General features: G+C 71.0%; 21 protein-coding genes and 1 pseudogene. 5 read left to right on the plus strand and 17 right to left on the minus strand.

The window, feature by feature from the left end; translation table 11 throughout:
• The first annotated feature begins 173 nt into the window (after window positions 1-173).
• Window positions 174-1,427 carry a phosphodiester glycosidase family protein gene (locus C6N31_RS13635; RefSeq protein WP_138354238.1) on the plus strand — a complete coding sequence of 418 codons (1,254 nt, stop codon included), beginning with the start codon at window positions 174-176 and terminating at the stop codon, window positions 1,425-1,427.
• A gap of 25 nt (window positions 1,428-1,452) precedes the next feature.
• Here C6N31_RS13635 and C6N31_RS13640 read toward each other — a convergent pair whose 3' ends face one another.
• The 4 genes from C6N31_RS13640 to C6N31_RS13655 form a co-directional block, all read right to left on the minus strand.
• Window positions 1,453-2,883 (minus strand): GH1 family beta-glucosidase, encoded by a 1,431-nt coding sequence (locus C6N31_RS13640; protein WP_198357605.1) that lies wholly within the window; start codon window positions 2,881-2,883, stop codon window positions 1,453-1,455.
• A gap of 73 nt (window positions 2,884-2,956) precedes the next feature.
• Window positions 2,957-3,886, minus strand: coding sequence for a carbohydrate ABC transporter permease (locus C6N31_RS13645; protein ID WP_138354240.1), 930 nt, complete (start codon window positions 3,884-3,886; stop codon window positions 2,957-2,959).
• A complete protein-coding gene (locus tag C6N31_RS13650; protein WP_198357606.1) occupies window positions 3,883-4,845 on the minus strand; it encodes a carbohydrate ABC transporter permease in 963 nt (320 codons plus the stop codon). The genes C6N31_RS13645 and C6N31_RS13650 overlap by 4 nt, the downstream gene beginning before the upstream one ends.
• 142 nt (window positions 4,846-4,987) lie before the next feature.
• Window positions 4,988-6,298 (minus strand): ABC transporter substrate-binding protein, encoded by a 1,311-nt coding sequence (locus tag C6N31_RS13655; RefSeq protein WP_198357607.1) that lies wholly within the window; start codon window positions 6,296-6,298, stop codon window positions 4,988-4,990.
• A 190-nt stretch (window positions 6,299-6,488) separates the two neighbouring features.
• Here C6N31_RS13655 and C6N31_RS13660 point away from each other — a divergent pair, with 190 nt between their 5' ends.
• Complete coding sequence (locus tag C6N31_RS13660; protein ID WP_198357608.1) at window positions 6,489-6,845, plus strand: beta-1,3-glucanase family protein; 357 nt, start codon at window positions 6,489-6,491, stop codon at window positions 6,843-6,845.
• Between the two features lie 79 nt (window positions 6,846-6,924).
• Here C6N31_RS13660 and C6N31_RS13665 read toward each other — a convergent pair whose 3' ends face one another.
• Together C6N31_RS13665 and C6N31_RS13670 are read right to left on the minus strand one after the other, a co-directional pair.
• On the minus strand, window positions 6,925-7,113 hold the full coding sequence (locus tag C6N31_RS13665; protein ID WP_198357609.1) for a hypothetical protein: 189 nt from the start codon (window positions 7,111-7,113) through the stop codon (window positions 6,925-6,927).
• A 72-nt stretch (window positions 7,114-7,185) separates the two neighbouring features.
• A complete protein-coding gene (locus C6N31_RS13670) occupies window positions 7,186-7,572 on the minus strand; it encodes a hypothetical protein (protein ID WP_138352574.1) in 387 nt (128 codons plus the stop codon).
• A 265-nt stretch (window positions 7,573-7,837) separates the two neighbouring features.
• Between C6N31_RS13670 and C6N31_RS13675 the strand changes: the two genes are divergently transcribed.
• The 3 genes and pseudogenes from C6N31_RS13675 (at window position 7,838) to C6N31_RS13685 (ending at window position 9,538) form a co-directional block, all read left to right on the plus strand.
• On the plus strand, window positions 7,838-8,041 hold the full coding sequence (locus C6N31_RS13675; protein ID WP_138352573.1) for a hypothetical protein: 204 nt from the start codon (window positions 7,838-7,840) through the stop codon (window positions 8,039-8,041).
• A 115-nt stretch (window positions 8,042-8,156) separates the two neighbouring features.
• Complete coding sequence (locus C6N31_RS13680) at window positions 8,157-8,402, plus strand: hypothetical protein (protein ID WP_138352572.1); 246 nt, start codon at window positions 8,157-8,159, stop codon at window positions 8,400-8,402.
• Between the two features lie 625 nt (window positions 8,403-9,027).
• Window positions 9,028-9,538: pseudogene (locus C6N31_RS13685) on the plus strand (TetR family transcriptional regulator C-terminal domain-containing protein).
• A gap of 122 nt (window positions 9,539-9,660) precedes the next feature.
• Here C6N31_RS13685 and C6N31_RS13690 read toward each other — a convergent pair.
• The 11 genes from C6N31_RS13690 to C6N31_RS13740 all read right to left on the minus strand — a co-directional run bounded on the left by C6N31_RS13690 (window position 9,661) and on the right by C6N31_RS13740 (window position 24,710).
• Window positions 9,661-10,704 carry an alpha/beta fold hydrolase gene (locus C6N31_RS13690; RefSeq protein WP_138352571.1) on the minus strand — a complete coding sequence of 348 codons (1,044 nt, stop codon included), beginning with the start codon at window positions 10,702-10,704 and terminating at the stop codon, window positions 9,661-9,663.
• Window positions 10,705-10,859: 155 nt separating this feature from the next.
• Window positions 10,860-11,660 (minus strand): ABC transporter ATP-binding protein, encoded by an 801-nt coding sequence (locus C6N31_RS13695; RefSeq protein ID WP_138352570.1) that lies wholly within the window; start codon window positions 11,658-11,660, stop codon window positions 10,860-10,862.
• Window positions 11,657-12,706: a FecCD family ABC transporter permease gene (locus tag C6N31_RS13700; protein WP_138352569.1), complete on the minus strand. Its 1,050-nt coding sequence runs from the start codon at window positions 12,704-12,706 to the stop codon at window positions 11,657-11,659. The genes C6N31_RS13695 and C6N31_RS13700 overlap by 4 nt, the downstream gene beginning before the upstream one ends.
• Before the next feature lie 10 nt (window positions 12,707-12,716).
• A complete protein-coding gene (locus C6N31_RS13705; RefSeq protein ID WP_138352568.1) occupies window positions 12,717-13,781 on the minus strand; it encodes an ABC transporter substrate-binding protein in 1,065 nt (354 codons plus the stop codon).
• Between the two features lie 90 nt (window positions 13,782-13,871).
• The gene (locus tag C6N31_RS13710) at window positions 13,872-18,341 is read right to left on the minus strand and encodes a non-ribosomal peptide synthetase (protein ID WP_198357610.1); all 4,470 of its coding nucleotides are present in this window, start codon (window positions 18,339-18,341) and stop codon (window positions 13,872-13,874) included.
• Window positions 18,328-18,627 carry a phosphopantetheine attachment domain protein gene (locus C6N31_RS13715; RefSeq protein ID WP_138352566.1) on the minus strand — a complete coding sequence of 100 codons (300 nt, stop codon included), beginning with the start codon at window positions 18,625-18,627 and terminating at the stop codon, window positions 18,328-18,330. Before C6N31_RS13715 ends, C6N31_RS13710 begins: the two co-directional genes overlap by 14 nt.
• Window positions 18,628-18,669: 42 nt before the next feature.
• Entirely contained in the window at window positions 18,670-20,277 is a 1,608-nt protein-coding gene (locus tag C6N31_RS13720) for a long-chain-fatty-acid--CoA ligase (RefSeq protein ID WP_244809592.1), read from the minus strand.
• Window positions 20,278-20,349: 72 nt separating this feature from the next.
• Window positions 20,350-20,883 (minus strand): (2E)-enoyl-ACP glycyltransferase, encoded by a 534-nt coding sequence (gene scoD / locus C6N31_RS13725; RefSeq protein WP_138352565.1) that lies wholly within the window; start codon window positions 20,881-20,883, stop codon window positions 20,350-20,352.
• A 4-nt stretch (window positions 20,884-20,887) separates the two neighbouring features.
• A complete protein-coding gene (gene scoE / locus C6N31_RS13730) occupies window positions 20,888-21,781 on the minus strand; it encodes a (3R)-3-[(carboxymethyl)amino]fatty acid oxygenase/decarboxylase (protein WP_138352564.1) in 894 nt (297 codons plus the stop codon).
• A gap of 4 nt (window positions 21,782-21,785) precedes the next feature.
• Entirely contained in the window at window positions 21,786-23,135 is a 1,350-nt protein-coding gene (locus C6N31_RS13735; protein ID WP_381585920.1) for a beta-ketoacyl-ACP synthase 3, read from the minus strand.
• 132 nt (window positions 23,136-23,267) lie between these two features.
• Complete coding sequence (locus C6N31_RS13740) at window positions 23,268-24,710, minus strand: MFS transporter (RefSeq protein WP_138352562.1); 1,443 nt, start codon at window positions 24,708-24,710, stop codon at window positions 23,268-23,270.
• Window positions 24,711-25,206: the final 496 nt, after the last annotated feature.

Consider the following 25,206-nt stretch of genomic DNA (forward strand, 5'->3'; position numbering starts at 1 on the left):
GGTCAGCGCCCCTCGTTACTGGGCCGATCGTGGGCCGACGCAGGCGGGCGGGTGTTTCTCCCCGCCGTTGCGGTTAGGCCGACCAGCGAAAGGTTAAAGCGTATTAAATTACTCATAACGTGACCGTTCCGGCGTGACGCGATCCGCACGGAACGGCCGGGAGAAGGAGCGTCATGACGCAAGGGGCGGGCGGACAGATCACGGACCTTCACGAAACGACGGAGCACGGTGACATCGCCGGTGACGACGTGGCCGCGAACGGTGCCCGCCGACGGCGTCTGCTGCCGTGGAAGCACAAGCGGGATCTGACGCCCGCCCAGCTGCGCCGGAGACAGGCCGTCACCCGGGGCAGCCTCGCCGTCGGGCTGGTGTGTGTCGGCACGGTGGGCTGGTCGGTGGGGCAGGCCCTCACCTACCCGGGCAAGGACAGCGTGATGGCGCGGCTCGCCGAATGGAGCCGCGACCACCGGATGGGCGTGGTGGTCGACAAGCTGGAGGACCTCCAGTACCAGCTCGACCCGCCGGAGGTCGGCGGCACGCTGCCGCCCGACGCGCTGGCCCGTATGAAGGCGACCACTCCCGCGACCGCCCATCAACCAGGGCTGCCGCTGCGCGAGCCGATGGAGCCCGTCGTCAGCCCCGGGCTGCCGGGCGAGGGCGTCTGGCGCGCGGTGGCCAGCTCCCACGGGCTGCCGATCGTGCAGGCGACGTATGTCCGCCCCGACGACGCACACACCTCGTACCAGGCGGCGATCGCCTGGATCAGCGCGAAGCACGCGCGCTTCCAGCTCCACCCGGGCTTCCGCGAGCCGGGCGGGACCTTCTCCGTTCCGCCGACCATTCCCCCTGGCCAGCGCACCGGACTCCTCGCGACCTGGAACGGTGGTTTCCGGGTCACCGACGGCGGGTCGAACGGCGGCTTCTACCTCAACGGCCGGACCGCCGGCGAACTGCGGGACGGCGCCGCCTCCGAGGTCTTCTACCGCGACGGCTCCATCAGGATCGGTGTGTGGGGCCGCGACGTCTCCATGACTCCGGATGTCGTCGGCGTCCGGCAGTGCCTGGAGCTGATGGTCGACAGCGGCCAGGTCGTACCGGACATCGGCAACGACTCCAAGTGGGGCGTCACCGACCAGAGCAGGATGTACGTGGAGCGGTCCGGTGTGGGGGTCACCTCCTCGGGCGACATCATCATGGTCGTCGGACAGGCGCTGACCGCCCGCACGCTGGCGGATCTGATGCAGCGGGCCGGCGCGGTCCGTGCCATGCCGCTGGACATGAACCGCGCCTGGCCCTCCTTCATGGCCTACAACGGCAGCCGCAACCCGGCCAACCCCACCCCCACCAATCTCCTCGACTTCGAGAACCCGGCGGACCGCTACTACGTCAAGGCGACGCGCGACTTCGTGGCCGTCTACGGCAGGTAACTCACGCCGTCCCGCGCGCCCCGCGTCACCGGGCTGCCGGTGCCTCCTCGTCCCCGTCGGCCGGCAGCCCGCCGGCGCGGATGACCTCGGCATACCATCGCGCGCTGTCCTTCACGGTGCGCTGCTGGCTGGCGAAGTCGACGTGAACCATGCCGAAACGCTTGCTGTATCCGTACGCCCATTCGAAGTTGTCCAGCAGCGACCAGAGGAAGAAGCCGCGGATGTCCGCGCCTTCGGCGATGGCCCGGTGGACAGCGGCGAGGTGGGCACGCAGGTAGGAGATGCGCTCCGGGTCGTGGACGTCGCCCGACGGGTCCCGGTAGTCGTCGTACGCGGCGCCGTTCTCCGTGATGAGGATGGGCACGTCGGGCAGTTCGGCGCGCAGCCGCGTGAGGATCTCGTGCAGCCCGCCCGCGTCCACCGGCCAGTCCATCGCGGTGCGCGGGCCGGGAGCGGCCACGAACCGGGCGTGCTTCTCGGCCCCCGGCCAGGCCGACGGGATGGCGCTGGTGCCGGCGGCGACGACGGTGGGGGTGTAGTAGTTCAGGCCGAGCGAGTCGAGCGGCCGGGAGATCGCGGCGAGGTCACCGTCGCGGACGAAGTGCCAGTCGGTGAGCGCGGCCGTGTCGTCGAGCAGGTCCTGGGGGTAGCTGCCGTGGAACACCGGGTCGAGGAAGACCCGGTTGGCGAGCGCGTCGATACGGCGCGCCGCGTCCAGGTCGGCCGCCGACCGGGTCAGCGGCCGGACCGCGGCGAGGTTGAGCGTGAGGGAGACCTCCGCCGTCGACGGCAGCAGGTCCCGCAGCACTCCGACGGCCCGGCCGTGCGCGAGGTTCAGGTGGTGCGCGGCGCGCAGCGCGGCGGTGGGCTCGGCGCGGCCGGGCGCGTGCACGCCCTCCGCGTACCCCAGGAAGGCGCTGCACCAGGGCTCGTTGAGGGTCGTCCAGGTCGGTACCCGGTCGCCGAGGGCGCCGGCGACGATCGCCGTGTAGTCGGCGAACCGCTCGGCGGTCTCGCGGACCGGCCAGCCGCCCGCGTCCTCCAGTTCCTGCGGCAGGTCCCAGTGGTAGAGCGTCAGGACGGGTCGGATGCCCTTGCCCAGCAGCTCGTCGACGAGGGAGCGGTAGAAGTCCAGGCCCTTCTGCAGGGCGGGGCCGCGCCCGGTGGGCTGGACGCGCGGCCAGGACACCGACAGCCGGTAGTCGGTCAGGCCGAGGCCGGACATCAGGGCGACGTCCTCCGGCATCCGGTGGAAGTGGTCGGCGGCGATGTCACCGGTGTCGCCGTTGCGGACCTTGCCGGGGGTGTGGCTGAAGGTGTCCCAGATGGACGGGGTACGGCCGTCCTCCCGAGCCGCGCCTTCGATCTGGTAGGCGGCGGTGGCCGCGCCCCATCGGAAACCCGGAGGGAAGGTGAGGGCGGTGGCGGCTTCCGGGCGCGCGTCGATGGCGGTCATCAGGAAAGACTCCCAACACGGTCGTAAGGATTCGGGGTGGTGGCACGGAGCGGAGGGCGGGGCGGCGGGCGGCTCACCCCTTGACGGCGCCGTGCATGATGCCGCCGACGATCTGCCGTCCCAGCAGCCCGAAGACCAGCAGTACGGGGAGGGTGCCGAGCAGCGTGCCGGCCATGATCACCGACTGGTCGTGCACATAGCCGCCGCCCAGCTGGCGCAGCGCGACCTGCACGGTGGGTTCCTGGGAGGTGAGGGCGATGACCGGCCAGAAGAACTCGTTCCAGGAGGCCATGAAGGTCAGCATGCCGAGCACCGCCATCCCGGGCCGGGCGATGGGCACGACGATGCTCCAGAAGATCCGCGCGGTGGACGCGCCGTCCACCCGGCCGGCCTCGATGAGCTCGTCCGGCAGCGCCTGCACCAGGTACTGCCGCATGAAGAACACCCCGAAGGCCGAGACGAGGCCGGGCAGGATCACCGCCTGCAGCTGGTTGATCCAGTGCAACTTGGCGATCAGCATGAACAGCGGGATGACGCCCAGCTGCGGCGGGATCATCATCGTGCCGACGGTGATGGCGAGCAGTGGGTTGCGGCCCCGGAAGCGCAGCTTGGCGAAGGCGAAACCGGCGAGCGTGGAGCACAGCACGGTCCCGATGGTCACCGAGCCGGACACGATGAAGGAGTTGAGCAGCGCCTTGCCGATGTCCGCCTGGTCCAGCACCTGCTGGAAGTTGTGCATGAGGTTCGGCCCCGGCAGCAACGAGGGCGGGCTCTGGGCCAGTTCGGCGTTGGAGCGGGTCGCCGCGACGATGGTCCAGTAGAACGGGAAGGCCGACAGCAGGGCGGCGACGATGAGGATCGCGTAGGCGAGCCGGCCCGCGTGGTGCTGGCGGCCGGCGCCGGTGGACCGGTGGCGCCGTGCGTGTCCGCGCCGTCCGGCGGCCGGGCGGTCCTTGTCGTCCTCGGGGCCCGGTCGGCGCGCGGGTGCGGCGAGTGAGGTCATCGGACGGCCTCCTTACGGGTGCGCCGGCGGGCGACGGCGGCGTTGACGCTGACCAGCAGCAGGATGAGGACGAACATGATCCAGGCGATGGCGGCGGCGCGGCCGAGGTGGAAGTAGCCCCAGCCCTGCTCGTACATGTAGAGGCCGAGCGTCTGGTACTGGTGCGAGATACCGCCGGAGATGCTGCCCTCGAACAGCAGCGGCTCGCCGAACAGCTGCGTCGCGCCGATCGTCGAGACGACGACGGTGAACAGGATGGTCGGACGCAGGCCGGGCAACGTCACATGCAGGAACTGCCGCCACCGCGACGCCCCGTCGATCTGCGCGGCCTCGTACAGCTCACCGGGGATGGACTGCATGCCCGCGAGATAGATGAGCGCGTTGTAGCCGGTCCAGCGCCAGGTGACGATGGTGGACACGGCGATCTGCGAGGCCACCGTGCCGGACTGCCAGTCGACCGGGGAGAGGCCGACCAGCCCGAGAACCCAGTTGATCAGGCCGAAGTCACGGCCGAAGAGCTGGGCGAAGACCAGGGTCGCCGCCGCGACGGAGGTCGCGTACGGCAGCAGCACCGCGACCCGCAGGAACGTCCTGCCGCGCAGCTTGTAGTTGAGGAGATGGGCCAGCCCGAGGGCCATCAGCAGCTGGGGCACGGTGGAGAGGACGCCGATGCTGAAGGTGTTGCGCAGCGCGGTCCAGAAGTAGCTGTCGCTCAGCAGCGCGGTGTAGTTGTCGAGGCCGCGCCACTCCATCTGGTCCGGGGTCTGCAGCTCGACCCGGTACAGCGAGACATACGCGGTGTAGATCAGCGGGAAGAGCCCGAAGGCGGCGAAGAGGGTGAAGAACGGGGCTATGTAGACATACGGCGACACCCGGCGCAGCAGCCGGGTGCGACGCTCGGCGCGGGGCCGTGGCGGGGGTGCCGTCCGGGCGGGCGGCGTATCGACGGACACGGTCATGTGCCAGGCCTTCGGATCGGGGAACGGTGCTGTCGTACGGGAGCGAGCGGGTGACGGCGACGGGGCGGTGGTGGTGCGCCGGGTCCGGGCGCGGGCGTGGGGAGGTGGATGCGTCCGGACCCGGCACGTCAGGCCGTCCGGGTCAGCCGAGGGCGTTCTTCACGCCCTTCTGCGCGTGGCTCCAGGCCTCGTCGGACGAGGTGCCCTTGCGCTCGACCTCACCCAGGGCGTTGGTGATCTGGGTGTTCACATCGTTGTCGCGCAGCCCCGGCACCTGCACCGGCGCCTGCTCGGCGGCCGCGCCGAAGACCGTGCCGATGGGCGCGTTGCTGAAGTAGGGGTCCTTCACGTCCTTCACCAGGTCGATCGCACCGAGGTTGGAGGGGAAGCTGCCCTGCTTGGTGAAGAGCTTCGCCTGCTGCTCCTTGGCGGTGATCCACTTGATGAAGTCGAAGGCCTCCTTGGTGTGCTTGGCACCCTTGGGGATCGACAGGTACGAGCCGCCCCAGTTGCCCGCGCCGCCCGGCAGGGCCGCGACGTCCCACTTGCCCTTGCCCGCGTCGGCGGCCTGGCCCTTGATGTAGCCCAGCATCCAGGCGGGGCAGGCGATGGTGGCGAAGGAGCCGCTGCTGAAGGCCTGGTTCCACTCGGGGGCCCACTGGGCGAGCTTGGCGCTCAGACCGTCCTGCGCGGCCTTGACCGAGGCGTTCCAGGCCGTCTTCACGGCGGGGTTGGAGTCGTAGATCAGCTTGCCGGACGCGTCGTAGTAGCGCTCCTTCTGCTGTCCGACCATCACCGAGTAGAGGCTGGCGATGCTGTCCATCCAGTGGCTCTTGGCCGGTGCCTTGGCGGCGTACTGCTTGCCCAGCGCGAGATAGCCGTCCCAGGTCGCCCACTGCTTGGCGAGCTCGGCCCGGTCGGTGGGCAGCCCGGCCGCCTTGAACAGGTCGGAGCGGTAGCAGATCGCCTCGGGTCCGGTGTCGGTACCGAGGCCCAGCACCCGCCCGTCGGGCGCGGTCGCGGCCGACCACTTGGACTGCGAGAACTGAGCCTGCAGGTCCTTGGCGCCGAGAGCGCTCAGGTCCTCGAACTTGTCGGCCTGCTGCTGGGTCACCGAGGCGATCCTGCCGACCTCGACCCCCTGCACGTCGGCGAGGCCGCCACCGCCGGCGAGACGGGTCTGCAGCGCCTTCCAGTAGTCGGCCTCGTTCTCGGTGTCGCTCTCCTTGATCGTCACATTCGGGTGGAGCTTCTGGTACTCCGCGTAGAGGCCGGCCTCCTTGTAACCGAAGGTGCCGAAGAGATCGACGGTGAGCGTGACCTTGCCCCCGTCGGCACTGTCCGCGGAACTGCTCCCCGAGGAGCTGGATCCACAGGCGGCGAGCAGTGCCCCGGCCAGTGCGACCGCCCCGAATCGAATGGCGACGTGTCTGGCGGCTCGGGCAACGGGCATGGAAGCCTCCCATGGCTTCAGGACGGACGTGATGTCTTGAGAGCGCTCTCAAGCAATGGCCAGGAGAGTGCCCGGACATCGGGTCGGCGTCAAGTGTTGAAGCGGAAATGGCTCGCGGAGGCGAGGAGGGAATTCTTGACGGCCGTCAGCGCGGCCGGTCCGCATCGCCTGCCCGGGGTGCTCCGACGGGGTGGTCGGCAAGCGCCGGCGCGGCGTCGGCCCGTTCACGCTCAACAAGCCCACCTCGCCCGACGTGGTGGCGTGCGCCGGGGCGCCGGCCGCGGGCAGTGACACCGAGAAGCAGCTCGGCGCGGAGTTCTGCGCGGCGCTGAACCGTGGCGTCGCACTGGACGCCACCACCTGGTACACCCCGTCCGCCTACTACACCGGCGCCGTCAAGAACGACTACGCCGCCTTCTTCCACACCGTCGGCATCAACAAGCGGGCCTACGGGTTCCCGTACGACGACATCAACGACCAGTCGTCGGTCCAGATCCTCAACAACGCGAACCCGCCGACCGCCCTGACGCTCGGCATCGGCTGGTGATCCACCCCCGGCGGTGCCGGGCATGCCTCGAAGCCTGCCCGGCACCGCCGGTCGGACGTCGCCGGTCGGACGGCTCCGGTCAGGCGCCGTCGCTCTGGGTGGGGGTGGCGGCAGGGCGCTGGGGGGCGTCGTGTGTGTCAGGGGCGGCGGGCTGCCGGGGCTCGGACTCCGGCGCGGCGGCGCGGGTGACCTCGGCGCGGGTGACTTCCGCGCGGGTGACCTCGGCGCGCAGCATGGCGTTCAGGGCCACGAAAGGGTCGATGGGCATGGGGGTCCTCCGGGACGAGAAGTGGGGGTGTGCCTGCGGAACGGAACGGGGCCGGGAAGGCCCCTGGACCGGTCAGCAGCGCAGAACCACACAGCTCAGCCCCAGGAGGCCGGCTCCCGGCCGTCCGTCGCCCGGCACGGGGTCGCGGTGCGACGGCGCGGCCAGGGCCGGACGGACACCGCCGCGGGTCGCGTCGCGCACCGCACGCGACGACTCGGCGGCCCGCTGGGCCCGGGCCGCCCGTACGGCGGTGGCGGCCTCGTCCGGGTGCTCGTCGCCCGCGGTGGACAGCGGCTCGGAGACCGCCGTCCTGGACTGCGCTCCCCGGTCGGCCATCAGCTCCGGTGACAGCGCCCCGCCCACCAGCAGGACCAGCGCGAGGAGGGCCAGCAGGGCGTCCAGGGCAGCGTCGCGCCCGCTGCGGCGCTGAGCGCGGCGGCACGGGAAGACGGCACCCATGGATCAGACCTCCTGGACACGGGTCCTATCCGCATTCGGTCCGTCGATCACCGGGAAGCGGTCTGCGTCCCCCGCTTGGCCTGCGGTTTCATTCGAATCGGTGAGCCATGGCACACACCGGGTGACGGGCCCGTGCCGCTGCGGATACCCACGCGGAACGCTCCACGTGGGATGCTGGTAGGAGACGGCCGCCATTTCAGGCCGCGATCGCCACCGTCTGGTCCGTTCCGGGTGGCCCCGTTTTGCGAAACCCGACGAAGGTGCCATGACCACGCTGTTCTCCAATCCTGATCCCTCCATGCCGGTCGCGGCCCACACCTCGCCCATCCCGTCGACCGACCCCTTCCAGCAGGCCGACCTGGGTGACGAGCCCGACGACCTGGACGAGGACGAGGAAGAGGCCGCTCCCCCGGCGCCGCCGGCCCAGGCGCGGCCCCGACGCACACCGAGGGCTGCCGCCAGGCGGTAGTCCGCTCGCATCACCGCTGGTCCGCCGGCCGCTCGGAGCGGGACACCGGTAGGCACGGTGTCCGGCGCGCCCGCAGAACCTACGGACTGTCAGACCCACACGGCAGACTGTGCACATGGACGCCGAAGACGACGAACTCGCCATCCTGCAAGCCCTGCACGCGCACGCCCGTGCCCAGGACGAGGATCCGGGCCTGGTCGAGGACCTGATCGCCCTCGTACGGGGTTTCGGCTCGCTCGATGCCGCCGCCGAGGCGTCGGAACAGGCCGAGCGCCGTACGGACACCCAGGCCCGGGAGCTGTCCGCGACGATCGACCTGTGGTGCAACCTGCCCGACGCCGACCGCAGCAGGCACCGATAGCGGTGTGACCCGACGGGCCTCCGACCGGGCCCGCTCGGGACATGCGTCGGCCCCGCACCTGGGGGGGTGAGTGCGGGGCCGACGGAGCCGGGGCAGCGCCCTCACAAACGCTGCCCGGCGGGGGCACGCCCGGGAACCAGTCTGGCGGTGCTGGTCTGCGCGCGGCCCGGCCGGTGGCTACGGCGGACGGGGGACGGCTGCCGAGATTCCGGTACGGGCCGCGCAGTTCCATGGTGGGGCCGGGGCGCCTCCTGCCCCACCCGCACTCTCCCCCTGACTGCTGCCCGCCCGACCCCTGATCATTCCCGTGGAGCGGCGGGGTCTCTGGCGTGTCCCGATCCTGATCGAAACTTCAGTCATCACGTCAGTCATGGTCTTCGGGTCGCCCATCCCAAGGCCGTTCGAGGCAGGCTCCCGAGCGCCACCCGGACCGCTCCGGCAAGCGAGAATACCGAGGCCCGCGGCACGGGCGGTCCGTACGGGCCGACCGGAGGTCGCTGAAGTTTCGGTCAGGAAAGAGGGCAGGTCACGGGCCTGGACCGGTTGGGTCGGCCTGTGGCTGACCGTCGAACAGCAATCCTGGAAGCCGCCACGCGCGTCATCGCGCGTCATCGCGCGGCGTGGCATGCGCGGCCTGCGCGTGGAAGAACTCGCGGCCGAAGCGGGGGGGTCGACCTCGCTGATCTACTACCACTTCACCGACCGCGCCGGAGTCCTCCGCCGGACGCTGGAGTTCATCAGCGAGCGCGCCGAGCGGTACACCACCGACCGGGCGGCCGACGCCCAACCCCTCGATCCGCGCGCGGAGTTGCGGCAGACCCTACTGCTGGAATTCCAGGACACCACCGCCGTACGGGAGAACAGCACCGCCTGGGGTGAGTTGCGGGCCAGCGCCGTCTTCGACCCCGAGCTGCGCGAGGACCTGGCCAGGGCCACGCTGGAGTGGGTGCAGGAGATCGCCGAGCTGCTCGGCCGCGCCCGCCCCCTCCGGCACCGCGACCGGCTACGCCGCGTCCGCCGAGCGGCTGACCGCACTCCTGGAAGGCCTCAGTGTCCGCTGGCTGAGCGGCTCGCTCCCGCTGGCACACGCACGCGAGCTCATGGCGTCCGCCATCGACGCGGAACTGCGCGATTGACGCGCATGAGCGGCGCTGACGGCCGGCCGCCGCGCGTCAGCCGCCGGGTACGAAACGGGCCGCGCCCGCCAGCACCCGGACCCTGGGCCGTGGCCGAAAGGGTCAGGAACGGGCAACCCGGTTCAGGTCGCGCTGCGTTCGCTCGCTTCCCTGATCTCCCGCCCGGTGAGGCGGTCGGCCGCGTTCCCCGCCGGACCGGTCGTCGCTTCCCCCCGGCGGCCGGCACGCAGCAGGTCCCGCCACTGCTCACTGCTCAGACTGCCCGGTTCTGTGGTCGCGATGAAGTTCTCGACGAGCGCCAGGAAGCGGATGGGATCGGTGTGGAAGGGGAAGTGGCCCGCCCCTTCGAATACCTCCAGCCGGCTGCCCGGCATCGCGCTGTGCGCGTCATGGGCGTGCCGTACCGGCAGCACGCTGTCCCGCGATCCCCACAGCAGCATGGTGGGCATGCCCCGCACCAGATAACAGCGGTCGAGCATGGTGACCACCTGGCCCCGCCAGTCGACCACCGCCCGCAGGGTCCTGATGAAGGCACTGCGGGAGGTCGCGTCGGGAAGGGCGTCGACCAGGTTGAGCAGATCGGGCGCGTCCTGGCCCAGATCGGTGTCCAGGAACTTCATCAACTGGACGAAGGCGCGGGTCTGCAGGCCCATGGTGGGCAGTTTGAGCAGCGAGAGCATCAGGTCCGCCCCCGGCAGCGAGACCGCGCGCAGCACGGGGTTGACCTCCCTGCCCACTCCACCGGTGCTGACCAGCACCAGCCGTTCCGTGCGCTCGGGGAACTGGTACGCGAACTGCATCGCCACACCGCCGCCGAGGGAGTGGCCGATCAGGGTGGCCCGTTCGATGCCGAGGACACCCAGCAGATCGCGCATGCCGTTCGCGTACGCGGCCACCGAGTAGTCGGCGCGGGGCTTGTCCGAGGCGCCGTGGCCGAGCAGATCCGGGGCGATGACGGTGTTGTGGCGAGCCAGCCCGGGGATGAGGTCCGCCCAGGTGGCGGAGGAGTCGCCGATGCCGTGGATGAGCAGGATGGCCGGGCCCTCCCCGGCGATCCGGTAAGCCCTGCGGTAGCCGTGCACGACATGGTGGCGCAGTTCGACGTCCGGGAGGGACACCGGGCGGAGCCGGTCCTCACGGTGACTCGCCCTGAAGGTTCCGCTCATGGGCCCGCCTCCCTGTTCACCGTGCCGATGTGCGTGCCGACCGGGCGTACCGCACCTGCACCGAGCGTAGGAACGCCCGCCGCGCGCGGGGTTTCCGGAAGGTTTCCCCGCCGCAACAACGCCCGCTCCCCCGGAGATTCTCGTGGGAGAGCGGATCACCCGGCGGCGGCCCGTTCGACGAGTTGCAGTGCGAGCGGGTCGGCGGCGTAGACGATCCGCACGACCCCGTCGGCGTGCCGGTCCGCGCTCGCCGCGACGCCGAAGACGTCGCGGAGCACCGCCGGGGTGAGCACGTCCAGCACCGGGCCGGCCGCGACCACGGCGCCCTGCTGGAGGACGACGAGGTGGTCGCAGAGCCGGACGGCGAGATCCAGGTCGTGCAGGACGGCCAGCGTGGTGGTGCCGATGGCGCGGATCAGGAAGAGCAGTTCGAAGCGCGCGCGGATGTCGAGATGGTTGGTGAGCTCGTCGAGGACGAGCAGGTGCGGGCGCTGGGCCAGCGCGCGGGCCAGCAGCACCCGTTGCCGTTCGCCGCCGGAGAGCGAGGCGAAGTCACGGTCGGCCAGCGGTCGGGCGCCGCACTCGTCCAGCGCCCGGTCGACCGCCTCGTGGTCCTCGGGGCCGTCCCGGCCGAGCAGTCCGTGGTGCGGTGTGCGGCCCAGCGCCACGATCTCCCGGACGCACAGCCCCGTCGCATGGCCGACGTCCTGGAGGACCGCGGCGGTGCGGCGGGCGGCGGCGCGGGCGGGGATCGTCCAGATGTCGTCCCCGTCGACCCGTACCGCCCCGCCCTCCGGCCGCAGCGAGCGGTAGACGGCGCGCAGCAGCGTGGACTTGCCGCTGCCGTTGGGCCCGACGAGTCCGACGATCTCGCCCGGGCCCACCTCCAGGCACACGTCCCGGAGGATGGGCCGGCGGTCCAGGGTGATGTCGAGCTGGTCGACGCTGAGTCTCATACGGAATCCAAGCTCTTGTTCCGCCGCAGCAGCCATAGGAAGAACGGTGCGCCGAAGAGGGCGGTGAGGATGCCGAGCGGCAGTTCGTTGGGCCGGTCCAGGGTGCGGGACAGGAGATCGACGACGACGAGGTAGATCGCACCGGTCACCGCGGCGAGCGGGAGCAGCCTGCGGTGATCGGCGCCGACGGCGAGCCGCACCAGGTGCGGGATCATCAGGCCGACGAAGCCGATGCCGCCCGCGACCGCGATGATGGTGCCGGTCAGCAGGGAGGACAGCACCAGCAGCGCGGCCCGCAGCCGGTGCACCTCCACCCCGAGCGCCGTCGCGGACTCGTCCCCGGCCAGCAGCGCGTTCAGCTGCCGCCCGTACAGCGCGAGGACCACGGTCGTTCCGAGCACCGCGCCGCTCACCAGCGGCAGTTGGCCCCACTGCGCCCCGGCGACGCTGCCGAGCATCCAGAACATCACCGAGCGCAGCTCGTTGGGGGTGGCCCGCAGCTGCAGATAACTGGTGGCCGCGAGGAACAGATAGCCGATGGCGACACCGGACAGGACCAGCCGGGTGGGCGCCAGCCGGCCGCCGCGCTGTCCGAGGAGGAAGACGAGCGCGACGGCCGCCACGGCCCCGGCGAACGCCGCCGAGGAGACGCCGAGGCCGCCGAGGGCGCCGGTGGTCAGTGTCATGACCAGCACCGCGCCGAGCGACGCCCCGGAGGAGACCCCCAGGACATAGGGGTCGGCCAGTGGGTTGGCGACGACCGCCTGCAGCACGACTCCGGCGACGGCGAGGCCGCCGCCCGCGAGCGCGGCGAGGACCACCCGGGGGATGCGGAAGTTCCAGACGATCTGGTCCTGGACGGGATCGCCGGCGTAGCTGCCGCCGCCCAGGTGGGCGAGGACGATGTGCCAGATGTCCCCGAGCGGCACGTTCACGGCTCCGATGCCCACGGCCACCATCATCACCAGGACCAGCAGCGCGAGGAGGACGGGCAGGAGCACCAGGACGGACAGCGGGGATCGGGGGCTGAGCGCGCGTGGGGTCATCTGCGGCGCGTCAGAGGGCGTCGGGGTGCAGCATCCGGGCGATGCGCTCGACGGCGATGTCGTTGCTCGGTCCGAGATAGATGGAGTCGGACAGGACGGTGAATCTCTTGTCCCGGGCGGCGTTCCACTGCGGGAACTGCGCGAAGAGCTTGCGCGCGTAGGCGTCCGGATCCGGGTCGTGATAGCTGACGACGACGAGCGCGTCCACCTGCGCGGCGGCGACCTTCTCCTTGCTGAGGTCGGCGAAGGAGTTGCTGGTGACGGAGGCGAACGCGTTGGATCCCGCGGCCTTGGCGAGGATGTCGTTCCAGATGCCGACGCCCGCGATCGAGCTGAACTCGTTCGCGCCCATCGACATGTTGGAGAAGATCACCATCACCTTCGACGGCTGCGCGGTGCCGGCCGACGCCTTGAGCTTGGTGGTGACCTTCGCGCTGATGGCGGCGATGCGCGCGCGGGAGTCCGCGATCAGCTTCTCGGCGCGGGCGCTGACGCCGAAGATCGTGCCGAGGTCGCGCAGCATCGAGTAGCTGTCGTCGATGGACGGCGGGCCCTTGACGGAGCTGGCGTCGTCGCAGCCCTTGACCGGCATGTAGGTGTGCGCGCCGATCGACGCGAGGTCCTTGCGGGTGGCGTAGCCGTTCTTGGGGTCGAAGCCGAACCCGGTGGTGGACAGCACGAAGTCCGGGCGGAGGTTGAGCATCGCCTCGCGCGGGATGTCCTGGATGTCGTTGAGCTTCACTCCCCCGGTGGGCAGCTTCGCGATCGCCTGGACACGCCCAGGCACCTCCGACATGCCGTAGGACTGGGCGTTGGCGACGATGCGGTCACCGAGCCCGAGGGCGAGCATCGAGGACACCTCGGCGACGGACGCGCCGTTCATGACGACGACCCGGCTCGGCGCCTTGGTGTACGTGGTGGTCTGCCCGCAGTCGGTGACGGTCACCGGATAGCCGGGCCCCGGTGGTTCCGCTTTCCCCGCGCTCGCCGCCGTCCCTGACGAGGTGCCACAGGCGGCGGTGGCCAGACAGAGTGCTCCGACCGCGAATGCGGCGGTTGGCCGTTTCCATGACATGCGGGCTCCTCAGGGTGGTGCGGACTCCGCTTCAGTAGTCGGAGCGGAGTCCGCCCGGGTTCCCGGATGCCGTGCATCAGATCTTCCGGATCAGCGGCGGGTCTGGCGCGGGATACGGTTCCGCCACTGAACGGGCGGCGGCAGCGCGCCCGTGGCGACGCAGCGCTCCAGGTAGCGGAAGACCAGCGCCCGGTCGACGGGCGGGCAGGAGATCCCGCTGCCGTCGAGCCCGCTCAGCAGGTTGTCGGCGACGACCCGGCCCAGCCCCAACTCGGGTTCCGCGCTCTCGGCCACCGTGTCGTCGTCACCGTTCCAGGAGTCGAAGAACGCCAGGGTCGTGGTCGCCACGTCGGCGGCGCGGGGCAGTTCCGCCCGCCACCTCGCCAGGGGCATGCGCTCCACCGGATAGCCGAACTCCCGTGTCCAGGAGTAGATGTCGGCCAGCCGGACGGTCGGCACCGGGGCGTAGTTGTACACCGGCCGCTCGGCCGGAGCGGCCGCCTTCACCGCGGAGGACAGCCGGACGACGGCCCGGGCCACGTAGTCGACCGGCGTCCACACCTCGGCCTCGAACAGGTCGGGCACGATGCCGGCCGGGATGCCGGCGCGCAGCACGCTCCACAGGAAGTCGCGCTCGTTGACGTAGCCGGAGCCGGCCGCGCCGACGACCCGGCCGAGCCGGTGCACCGTGACGGGCAGCCCGCGTTCCGCGGCCTGTTCCACCAGCCGCTCCGAGGCCCACTTGGACTGCTGATAGCCGTGGACGAGGCCCGGGTGCGGGGGCAGGAACGTCTCCGCGACCTCGGGGCTCGCTCCGGCGGGCGGTGCGACGGACAGGGTGGAGACGAGATGGAACGGTGTCGAACGGGCCGCGGCCATCCGCAACAGCTGCCGGGTGGACTCCACATTGGGTCCACGCAGGCTGGCGTACTCGCGCATGATGCTGACGGTCGCCGCGTTGTGGTAGATCGCGTCGCAGCCGGCCGCCAGCTCCGCGAAACGTGCCTCGGTGAGCCCGAGCAGCGGCCGGGCGAGATCGCCCGGCTCGGCGATGACGCGGCGCTCGGATCCGGGCGGCAGGGTCAGTTCCTGCTCCTCGAGGGCCCGGCGGATCCGGTCCTCGGCCGCCGCCCGGTCCTCGGCCCGCACCAGGCAGACGACGTCCGCCTCGGTGGCCGTCAGCAGTTCGGTGAGCAGCTGGGCCCCCACGAAGCCGGTCGCCCCGGTGAGCAGCACCCGGCGCGGCGGCGCTACGGCCACGGCGGCGGGCCCTGCGGCGGACTCTGGGGTGGGCTCGTCGACGGGACGGACGGTGATGTCGTCGTCGAGGACGGAGTCGGCGAGGACGGCGTCCGGTAGCGATCCGCTCGACACGGTTTCGGTTCCGGTCGGGCCGCGCTGATCGTCCAGATGACGGGCGAGTTCGGCGGCCGTGGGGTACGTGAAGAGCCAGGCGACGCGTACATCGGTCTCCAGCTCCACACCGAGCCGGTTGGCGACCTGGATCGCCTGCAGGGACTGGGCGCCGAGGTCGAAGAAGTCGTCCTGCGGGGAGATGTCCGCGGTGCCCAGGATCCGCGCCCAGGCAGCGATGATGACCTGCTCCGTACGGTTGACGGTCACGTCGCCGACCCCGTCGGGGGCCGGCAGGGCGGGCTCCGCCACAACTGGCGCCGCGAGCGCGTTGCGGTCGATCTTGCCCGCGCCCGTGCGGGGCAGCCGGTCGGTGAAGACGACGGCGGACGGGATCATCGCGGCGGGCAGGGTCGCCCGCAGATGCTCACGCACCTCGGCGGCGGCCGGTGCCGGCGGGTCGGCGACCACATGCGCGACGAGCCGCCGCGTACCGTCGGGCAGCACCTGCCCGACGACGGCCGCCTCCCGTATCCGCTGATGTGTGAGCAGGACGGTCTCGACCTCGGCGGGCTGCACGCGGTGTCCACTGATCTTGAACTCGCCGTCGGCCCGCCCCACGAACCGGAGCTGTCCGTCCGCTCCGAGCCGTACGAGGTCGCCGGTCCGGTACGCACGCGGCCGGTCCGGCAGCTCCGGCAGCGGCTGGAACCGGGAGTCGTCGGCGCCCGCACCGCCCCGGTAGCCCCGGGCGAGGGACCCGCCGACGAGGTACAGCTCGCCGGTGTCGGAATCCACGCTGCCGTCGTTCGCGGGCGAGGTGACGACAACGGCCCTCGTGCCGGCCAGCGGGCGTCCGATCGGGACGTCCCCGCGCGCCAGTTCCGGCGCGTGCAGCTCCGCCACGGTGGCCACGACAGTCGCCTCCGTCGGCCCGTAGGTGTTGAACAGCCGCACCGAGGACCCGACGGCATCCCGCCAGCGGTCCACCCGCTCGGGTAGCGCCGCCTCGCCACCGATGATGACGGTCCGCAACCCTGACGGAAGTTCCGCGGCCCCGGTCGAGACCGCGTACGCCAGCTCGTGCCAGTACGCCGTCGGCAGGTCGAGAACGGTGATCCCCAGCCGCTCGCACGACCGCGTCAGCACCGGAACGGACTCGGTCATCGCGTCGGTGCGCACCACGAGCGCGGCTCCGGCGCAGAGCGTCAGGAAGATCTCCTCCACGCTCGCGTCGAAGTGCAGCGGCGCGAACTGCAGGACGCGGTCGTCCGCGCCGATCCCGTACCGGTCGGTCGCCCCTGCCACGAAATGGGCCAGCGCGGCATGGCTGATCTCCACGCCCTTGGGCCGGCCGGTGGAGCCGGAGGTGTGGATGACGTAGGCGAGCCGGTGCGGGTCGGGGTCCGGAACGGAAGCTGCGGAACCCGTTTTGTCCACAGCATCCGGCCCGTCCAGCAGCAGTTGCGGCAGGCCGCCGCCTGCGAACCGGTCGGCGTACCGCGCCGTGGTGAGGACGGCCCGTGCCCCGGACTCGGCGCGCAGCGTCCCGATCCGCGCGGCCGGAGCGCCGGGGTCCACCGGGCAGTAGGCGGCGCCCGCGAGGAGGACTCCGAGAATGGCGGTGACCGCCTCGATCCCACGCGGCAGCGCGACGATCACCAGGTCTCCGGGAGCGGTGCCCGCATCGGCGAGCCGGCCGGCCACGCCGTGCGCGGCGGCCAGCAGTCCGGCGTAGCTGAGCGTGGCGCCGTCGAACTCGACGGCGGTCGCGTCCCCGCGGGTGGCGGCGTGCTCGGCGATCAGGTCGAGGACGGGACGCGCGGGGCGGGGCAGCGGCCCCCCGTCGAGGGTCACCGCGGTCCTGGCGGGCCGGGTGGTCCGGCGGGTCCCCAGTTCGCCCAATGGGCGGTCCGGTGCGTCCGTCGCGTCGTTCAGCAGAGCCAGCACCGCGTACTGGTGCCGGGCGAGTTCGGTCTCGCTGTACAGCTCCGGGTGCGCGTCGAAGGCGAACCGTAGACCCGCGCCCTCGGCCCGGTCGTAGACGTTGACGGACAGGTCGTCGACCGGTCCCGCCGACACGTTGTGGACGGTGCTGCGGTGCCCCGCGAAACGCAGATCGTACTCGAACGGCATGATGTTGACGCCGGGTCCCGACAAGCGGCGCTTGCCGCCGACCAGCTTGAGTTCCCGGCGCAGGTGCTCGTACCGGTAGCGCTGGTGCGGCAGCCCGGCTCGCAGCTCCGCCGAGACGCGGGTGGCCAGGTCGCGCAGCGTGTCGCCGTCGCCGACCGCGATCCGCAGCGGCAGGACGTTGCGGACCATGCACGGTACGCGCAGCGACACCGAGCCGAGCCGGCCCATCGCGGGCAGGCTCAGCACCACTTCGGGCTCGCCCGACACGTGGCCGAGGTACCCGGCGGTGACCGCGAGCACCACATCGGACCAGGTGACGGAGAGCTCGCGGGCGACCGCGCGCAGCGCTTCGGTCTCCGCAGCGCCGAGGTCGGTCACCCGGCGCCGGAAGGTGCGGGCGGGCAGTGCGGAACGGTCGGCGAGGCTGGGGACCGCCGGGCGGTCCGCGAACCGCCGGGTCCAATAGGCGCCGTCGGTCTCCCGCCGCTTCGACGCCAGATAGGCCCGGTCCTCCTCGAAGACCGACTCCAGGGTGCCGAAGCCGCTCTCCCCCAGAGGTGTGCCCTGGGCCAGCGCCGTGTAGACGTCCGCGACACGGCGGGCGACGAGCGACAGGCCGAAGCCGTCGAGCGCGATGTGGTGGACGCGGTGGTACCAGAGGAACTCCCCGGGTCCGGTCTGCAGCAGCGCGTGTCCGAAGACGGGGTCGTGGGCGAGATCCACCGGGCGGGCCAGATCGCGCTCCATCCAGGCGGTGGCGGCGGCCCGCGGGTCCGGCTCGGCGGTCAGGTCCGCGGTGTGCAGGCGCCAGTCCACGGCGGGCACCGCGATCTCCCACGGCCGGCCGTCCACCTCGACGAACCGTACGTTCAGCGCCTCGACCTCGCCGACGACATGGTGCAGGGCCTTGTCGAACGCCGCCACATCCACCGGCCCGTGGATCTGCACGTATTCGGCGGTGTTGTACGCGGGGCTCTCCGCGTCGAGCTGATGGCCGGTCCAGATGCCCTCCTGCGCGGTGAGCAGGGCCCGGCGGCCCCCGGGCGCGGTGCGGTGGTCAGGCGTCGGCACGTTCGCCTCCGGACTGCCGGTCCGACAGCAGCTGCCACCACTGGGCGAACGAGGTGCGTTCCGCCAGTTCGACGAAGCTGACCTCGGACCCGGCCGCGCGCCAGCGCTCGGCAAGGGTGACGATGCGCAGCGAGTCCAGGCCGGCGTAGAGCGGGTTCTCCTCCAGGTCGACCTCGTCGGGCTGCTGGTGGAGGAACTCGGCCAGGTCGGCACGGAAGTCCGCGAGGGTGAGCGGCGTCAGGGGTGTCGGGGACGTTGAGGGCGTCAGGGGCTCAGGCACAGTCATGTGGTCTCTCTCGAAGTCACGCGGGGCGTCGCGGGCGCCGGGTCAGTTGACCTTGCGCCGGGCGTCGCCCCAGAAGCGGTCACGCAGCTCCCGGCGCAGGATCTTGCCGCTCGGATTGCGGGGCACGTGGTCGATGAACTCGTAGGTGGCGGGCAGCTTGAACGCGGCCAGCCGTTCCACCAGGAAGCGGTGCAGATCCCGGGGTTTCGGCGGCTCCTGGCCCGGGACGGGGACGACGAAGGCACGGACGCTCTCGCCCCAGCGCTCGTCCGGCGCCCCGACGATCACCGCTTCCGCGACACTCGGGTGTGCTTCCAGCGCCGACTCGATCTCGGCCGGGTAGACGTTCTCACCCGCCACGATGATGGCGTCCTTGATGCGGTCGCTGATGAAGACATAGCCCTCGTCGTCCAGGTACCCGGCGTCACCGGTGTGCACCCAGCCGTCGACGAGCGTCTCGCGGGTCTTGTCGGGCAGGCCCCAGTACTCCAGCATGCGGGCCGGAGTGGCCAGGCACACCTCGCCGACGGCACCGGGCGGCAGCGGTTCGCCCTTGTCGTCGATCACCTTGCAGCCGATGCCCGGGTAGGGCCGTCCGGCGGCCTTCATCCGTGCCCCGCCCGGCACATGGGCGGCGGGCGGCAGGCACACCGCCGTGTTGCCGGTCTCGGTCAGACCGTAGATCTGGGCGAAGTCGCTGCCGAACATCGCCAGGCTCTCCTCCAGCAGCGCCTCGGAGATCGGCGAACCGCCGTAGACGATCTTCCGCAGAGTGCCGAAGTCCCCGGGTGTCACTCCGGGTTCTGCGAGGATCATGCGCAGCATCGCGGGCACCACGCAGGCGGTGGTGATACCGAGGTCCCGGATGAGGGCGACGGCGTCGGGGGCGGAGAAGGCGCGCATCGCCACCACCGTGACCCCGGCGTTGAAGTTCTGGGTGGCCCACCACAGGCCGCCGACGTGGAAGCCGGGTATACCGACCAGGGCCATGTCACCGGTTCGCCAGTCGATCCAGTCCAGACCCTCGCCGGCCAGCGCGTCCCGGACGGCGAAGAAGCTGCGGTGCGCGAGGACGACTCCCTTGGGCAGTCCGGTGGTTCCGCTGGTGTAGAGCTGGGCGATGGCGTCGTCGGGGCCCGATCCGGGGTTCGGATCGGTGTCGGGCTGCACGTCCTTCCAGGACCGGTACTCCGGCCGGTCACCGTCGGGAGCACCGCCGAGCAGGACCACCGTTCCCGGCGGATCGGTCGGCATCCGGTCGACGACCGGGCCGAACTCACCCTCCAGGAAGAGAAGTTCACTCGCCGAGTCCTGGAGGATATGACTCACCTCGGGAGCGGTGAGCCGCCAGTTGACCGGCACCAGTACCGTCTCGCTCTTGGCACACGCGAAGAGGATCACGTAGTAGTGCTCGGACTCCCGGCCGAGGTAAGCGACCCGCGCGCCCGGCGCCAGGCCCGCGGCCCGGATCGCGTGGGCGACGCGGTTGCTCTCCCGGTGCAGTTCGCCGTAGGTGAGCGTGCGGTCCTCGCAGCGTACGGCCGGGGTCTCCGGCCGCTGGGCGGCGTGGAAGGCGGCGGTCTCCCACAGCGTCCGCAGGAACGGGTAGTACGGGTTCTCGTCGTCCTGCGGACGACCCACGGTGCTCACAGCCACTGTCCTTTCCGGGGCCGCGCGCCGCCGCTGGACAGGACGGCGGCGCGCGGCGGTTTCAGGGGGCCTTCAGGACGTGCCGACGGCGGCTTCGTCGAAGGCGTTGACGAAGGCGAGCTTCACCTCGCCGTCACAGCGGCCGCCCGCCGCGTCCCAGTACCGGTAGGAGGTGTCCGCGATGATCAGCGGAGCACCGCCGCCGGGTGAGCGCCGGTCCACCGCGAGGAATGCGAACTCCCCCGAGAAGGCATGGGCGTTGATGGGACGCCGGAAACTCCCGCCGAACCGGGCGATGAGGATGTCGGGCAGCTGGTGCCGCCAGTAGTCCTCCAGCGTCCAGGAGCTGAATTCCGCCAGCAGCCCCTCCTTGACGGATTTCGCGACCACGTAATACATCATCTGGTTGTAGCTGATGTTCACTTCGACCGCGTTGAGGTGCCCGGTGTCGTCGATGTAGCAGGACTCGTCGATGGAGAATTCACACACGGCCGACACCCGGCCGTTCTCCGCGGCGACCTCGGCGGACTGGAGATAACGGCAATTCGCCTTGTAAGGCCGCAGTACCTGCGACAGGAGTTCGGTGTCGGTGGCGAAGACGGTCATCGCGCTACGCCGCCGGAGACTCGGTGTCGTAGAGCTTGCGCTCGTCGTGCACCGTGACGCGGAAGGAGACCGTCGGCTCCGGAGTGGCGGTGTGCAGGGCCCGGTGGATCAGGCTGCGGTTGTCCCAGACCAGCAGGTCGCCCTGCTCGAAACTCTGCAGGTGGATGCCGGGATGGGTGAACTCGTCGTCGAGCTGGCCAGTGGCCTCGAACAGCCGGCGCAGCAGCGCCTCGTCGATCGGCACGCCGTTCGCGTCCTCCAGGCCGACGGTGAATCCCTCGCTGAGGTACAGCACCGTCTCACCGGTGAACGGGTGGGTGAAGGTGGTGGGCTTCACCACCGGCGGGGTCTTGGTCTCGACCTCCTCCAGGATTTCGGAGATGGGCCGGTACACGTCGTGCGGCCGAATCTTGAAGTACTTCCGTACGGAATGCCGTGCGTAGGTTCCTTCGATGTCCTGCTTCAGGTCCTCGGGCAGCGCCTCGTACGCCCGCCCCATGTCGATGAAATAGGTTCCGCGGCTCTTCTGCGGAATCACCTGCGGGTAGATGAGGGTGAGTCCGAACGGGTCCGGCATGAACATGTAGTCGGCGTGCCAGAACTTGCCGGTCTTCGGTACCCCGATCTGCTTTCCGTCCTTGGGGACGTTCGAGGAGACGAATATCTCCTCGACTTCGGGGTGCTGGTACATGGGCTCGTAGTACGTCTCCGGACGGCCCAGCCGCTTGCCGAGTTCGAGGAACTGTTTGGGCGACAGGTCCTGGCCCTTCAGCACCGCGATCTTGCGCGTGTAGACCGTCTGCTTGAGCGTGGCGATGTCGTCGTCGGAGGCGGCGGCGTGGTCGAAGCCCTCGATGCTCGCGCCGAGCGTCTTGCCGGCCTGCGGAGTGATCTTCATGGGGTCAGCCCTTCGTGTGGTGGGTGGCCGGGGTGCCGATCGGGCCGTCGAGTTTGGCGTCGATCAGCCGTACGGCCTCGTCGAGGGTGAGGTCGCCGCGGAGTTCGTTGTCCGCCACCTCGATGCCGAGGTCACGCTCCAGGCGCATGCTGATCTCGACCATCGTCAGCGAGTCGACGTCGAGTTCGGCGAACGACGCCTCGGGGCGGACCAGCTCCGGGTCCGCGTCGTGCAGCTTCGCGATGATCGCGACCAACTGCTCGTAGGTGGTACTCATGTGGGCTGTCTCCTCCGTTGTCCTTCGGGTACCGGAAGCGGTGAGGTCGGGCCACCGCAGCACGCAGGAGCCCCACGTGAGGCCGCCTCCGAACGCGGTGAGCAGGATGCGCTGGCCCGGCCGGACGGCCTGCCGGGCGGCGGCGTCGGCGAGGGCGAGCGGTATCGAGGCGGCGCCGGTGTTGCCGACGGACTCGATGTTGGACACACAGGCGGTCCTGGCGAGGCCGAGCTCGTCGGCCACCGAGTGCAGGATCCGCAGATTGGCCTGGTGGGGCACGAAGTGGTCGACGTCCTCGACCTTCCAGTCGGCGCGCTCCAGCACCGCGCGCGCCGAGCCGGCCATACGGGTCACGGCGTGCCGGTAGACCTCCCGGCCGCGCATCGCGAAGTGCTGGTCCGCGCGGGTGGCGCCGTCGGCGCGCTGCCGGGAGCCGCCGGCCGCGACCATGATGAGGTCCTCGTTGGCGCCGTCGCTGCCGAGGTCGAAGTGGGTCACGGCGCCGAGCTCGTCGGCGTGCCCGGCGCGCAGCACCACCGCTCCCGCACCGTCGCCGAAGATGATCGCGTTCGCCCGGTCGCCGGGGTCCACGATGGCGGAGTACGTGTCCGCGCCGATCAGCAGCACCCGGCGCGCGACACCGGCCGCGATGAGCCCGGCCGCGGACGCCAGCCCGTAGACGAATCCGGTGCAGACCGCGCTGACGTCGAACGCGGCCACACCGTTCAGACCGAGCCGGTCGGCGACGACGGGCGCGGTGGCCGGGCAGGAGCGGTCCGGGGTGGTGGTGGCGACGATCACCGCGTCCACCGACTCGATGCCGGCCGACTCCAGCGCCCGGCGGCCCGCCTCGACCGCCAGGTCGGAGGTGGCCTGCCCGGGGTCCACGAAGTGCCGCCGGCCGATGCCGGTACGGGTCCTGATCCACGCGTCGGTGGTGTCCAGACGCTGCGACAGTTCTTCATTGGTGACGGCCCGGGGCGGTAGCCACCCGGCGAGTCCGCAGACGACGGCGACGGGCCGTGACCTGTCGGGCCGGTGGGCCGGGTGGGTCGGATCGGTGACGGTGTTCGGCAGGGTCGGAGTGTTCGGGCTGAGCACGACGGTTCTCCTCGGTATGCGTGCACTTGCGCGGCCACGGAGGCCGGGAGGAAATCGGAAGCGGCAGGGACGGCGGGCGGCAGTCCGCAACGCCACGCGTGACCCGGGTCAGGGCGCCGGAGGGGCCGGAGTTAAGGGGCCCGGCGCTCTGCGGAAAGCCAGCAGCACCACCGTGCCCAGACAGATGCCGGCCGCGATCACGTACACGGCCGTGCGGATGTCGCCCAGCAGGGCGAGCCGCAGCGCCTCGCCGGTGAGTCCACCGTGCCGGCCGGTGTCGGCGACGGCCACCAGCACCGCGAGGCCGACCGCACCACCGACCTGGAGGGTCGTGGACGCGAGACCGGACGCGACGCCCTGGTCCCCGGGCGCGACCCCGGCGGCCGCCGCGATCCACATCGCGGTCCATCCGGCGCCCTGCCCAACACTCAGCAGCACGATCCCCGGCAGCACCCGCGCGTACGAGCCGTCGGTGGTCAGCCCCAGCGCCAGCAGCGCGGCACCGGCGGCGCCCAGCAGCAGTGATCCCAGCAGGGTCTTCGTCATCCCGATCGCGCCGACCGCCAGCTCGCCCGCCTTGGTGCCGGCCGCGACCACGAGCGCCGGCACGAGGAAGGCGAGCCCGGTCTCGAGGGCGCTGTAGCCACGGACCGTCTGGAAGTACAGCGTCAGGAAGTACGGCAGTGAGCTGAAGGTGGCGCTGAACACCGCGGTCAGTCCCATGGCGGCGACCAGGCTCCGGTGGGCGAACAGCCGGGCCGGGGTGAGCGGATCGCGGGTGCGGGTCTCGATGACCGCGAAGGCCGCGAGCAGGGCGACGGAAGCCACCGAGCAGCCGAGGACGGAGGCGCTGGTCCAGCCGGCTTCGGGCGCGTGCACCAGGACGAAGACCAGCAGCGTGATGCCGCCGGTCGCCGCGAGCGCGCCGGCCACGTCGAACTCCCGCCGCTGCCCCCGCACTTCGTCAGCGGGGAACAGCATCCACCCCGCCACGGCGATCGCCCCGGCCAGCGGCACGTTGACGTAGAAGACCGACGGCCAGCCGAACGCGTCGACGAGCACCCCGCCGAGCAGTGAGCCGAAGCAGAGTCCGCCCGCACCCGCGGCGCCCCAGACGGCGAGCGCCCGGTTGCGGGCCGGTCCCTCGCTGAACAGCGTAGTGATCAAAGAGAGAGTGGCGGGAAACAGCAGTGCCCCGCCGATGCCCTGGACGGCTCGGACGGCCACCAGGACGGTGGCGGATCCGGCCAGTCCGCCGACGAGCGAGGAGCCGGCGTACAGCAGCGCGGCGACGACGAAGATCCGGCGGCGGCCGACCAGGTCCGTGGTCCGGCCGCCCAGCAGCAGGAAGCCGGCGGTGGCGACGACGTAGGCGCTGACCACCCACTGGAGGTCCTGGGCCGAGAAGCCGAGACCGCTGCCGATGCTCGGGAGCGCGACATAGACGACGTTGAAGTCGAGAGCGATGACGAGTTGGGCGGTGGCCAGAACGAACAAGGACAGTCCGAGACGTTGGCGCGATGGAGCGGGTGGTGCCTTCAGTGCAGACATGCTCGGACGTTCCCCCTTGGAATCCGCCCCTGGTCGTATGCCCGTCATACGCCGGGAGCGGCGGCCCGTCCTGGATCCTGACCGAGGTCCCGGAACGCGGCAAACGCCGTGCATTCGTTTTGGACTGACCTGACGTCCTGTTGCGAATGCGGCTTCCTTATGATCCGGAGGAGCCGCCGTTTCGGAGCAAGGGGATGTGCCGCCGATATCTGGCCAAAATATTGGGCACTCTTGGAGACGATGTCAACCCGAGCAGCTGACCAAACCTGCTATTTTTGGCCATTCCTGCGGCCCTGCACGGCAGAGGAGATGGCGAATTCCGACCGTAACTCCCGCGACACCGCGTCGTTCTCACGACACCGGCCTTCAACAGGTCTTTTACAGTAGTCGGATGACGGAGCCGTTCAGTTCCCGGCCCCTTCGATATTTTTCCTCACACCTTACTGAGTTGCCGATCGGGCTACCAGCCCCGTACGGCATGCAAACATTAGGGAGT

The sequence above is a fragment of the Streptomyces fildesensis genome (assembly GCF_016107395.1).
Classification (GTDB): Bacteria; Actinomycetota; Actinomycetes; order Streptomycetales; family Streptomycetaceae; genus Actinacidiphila; species Actinacidiphila fildesensis.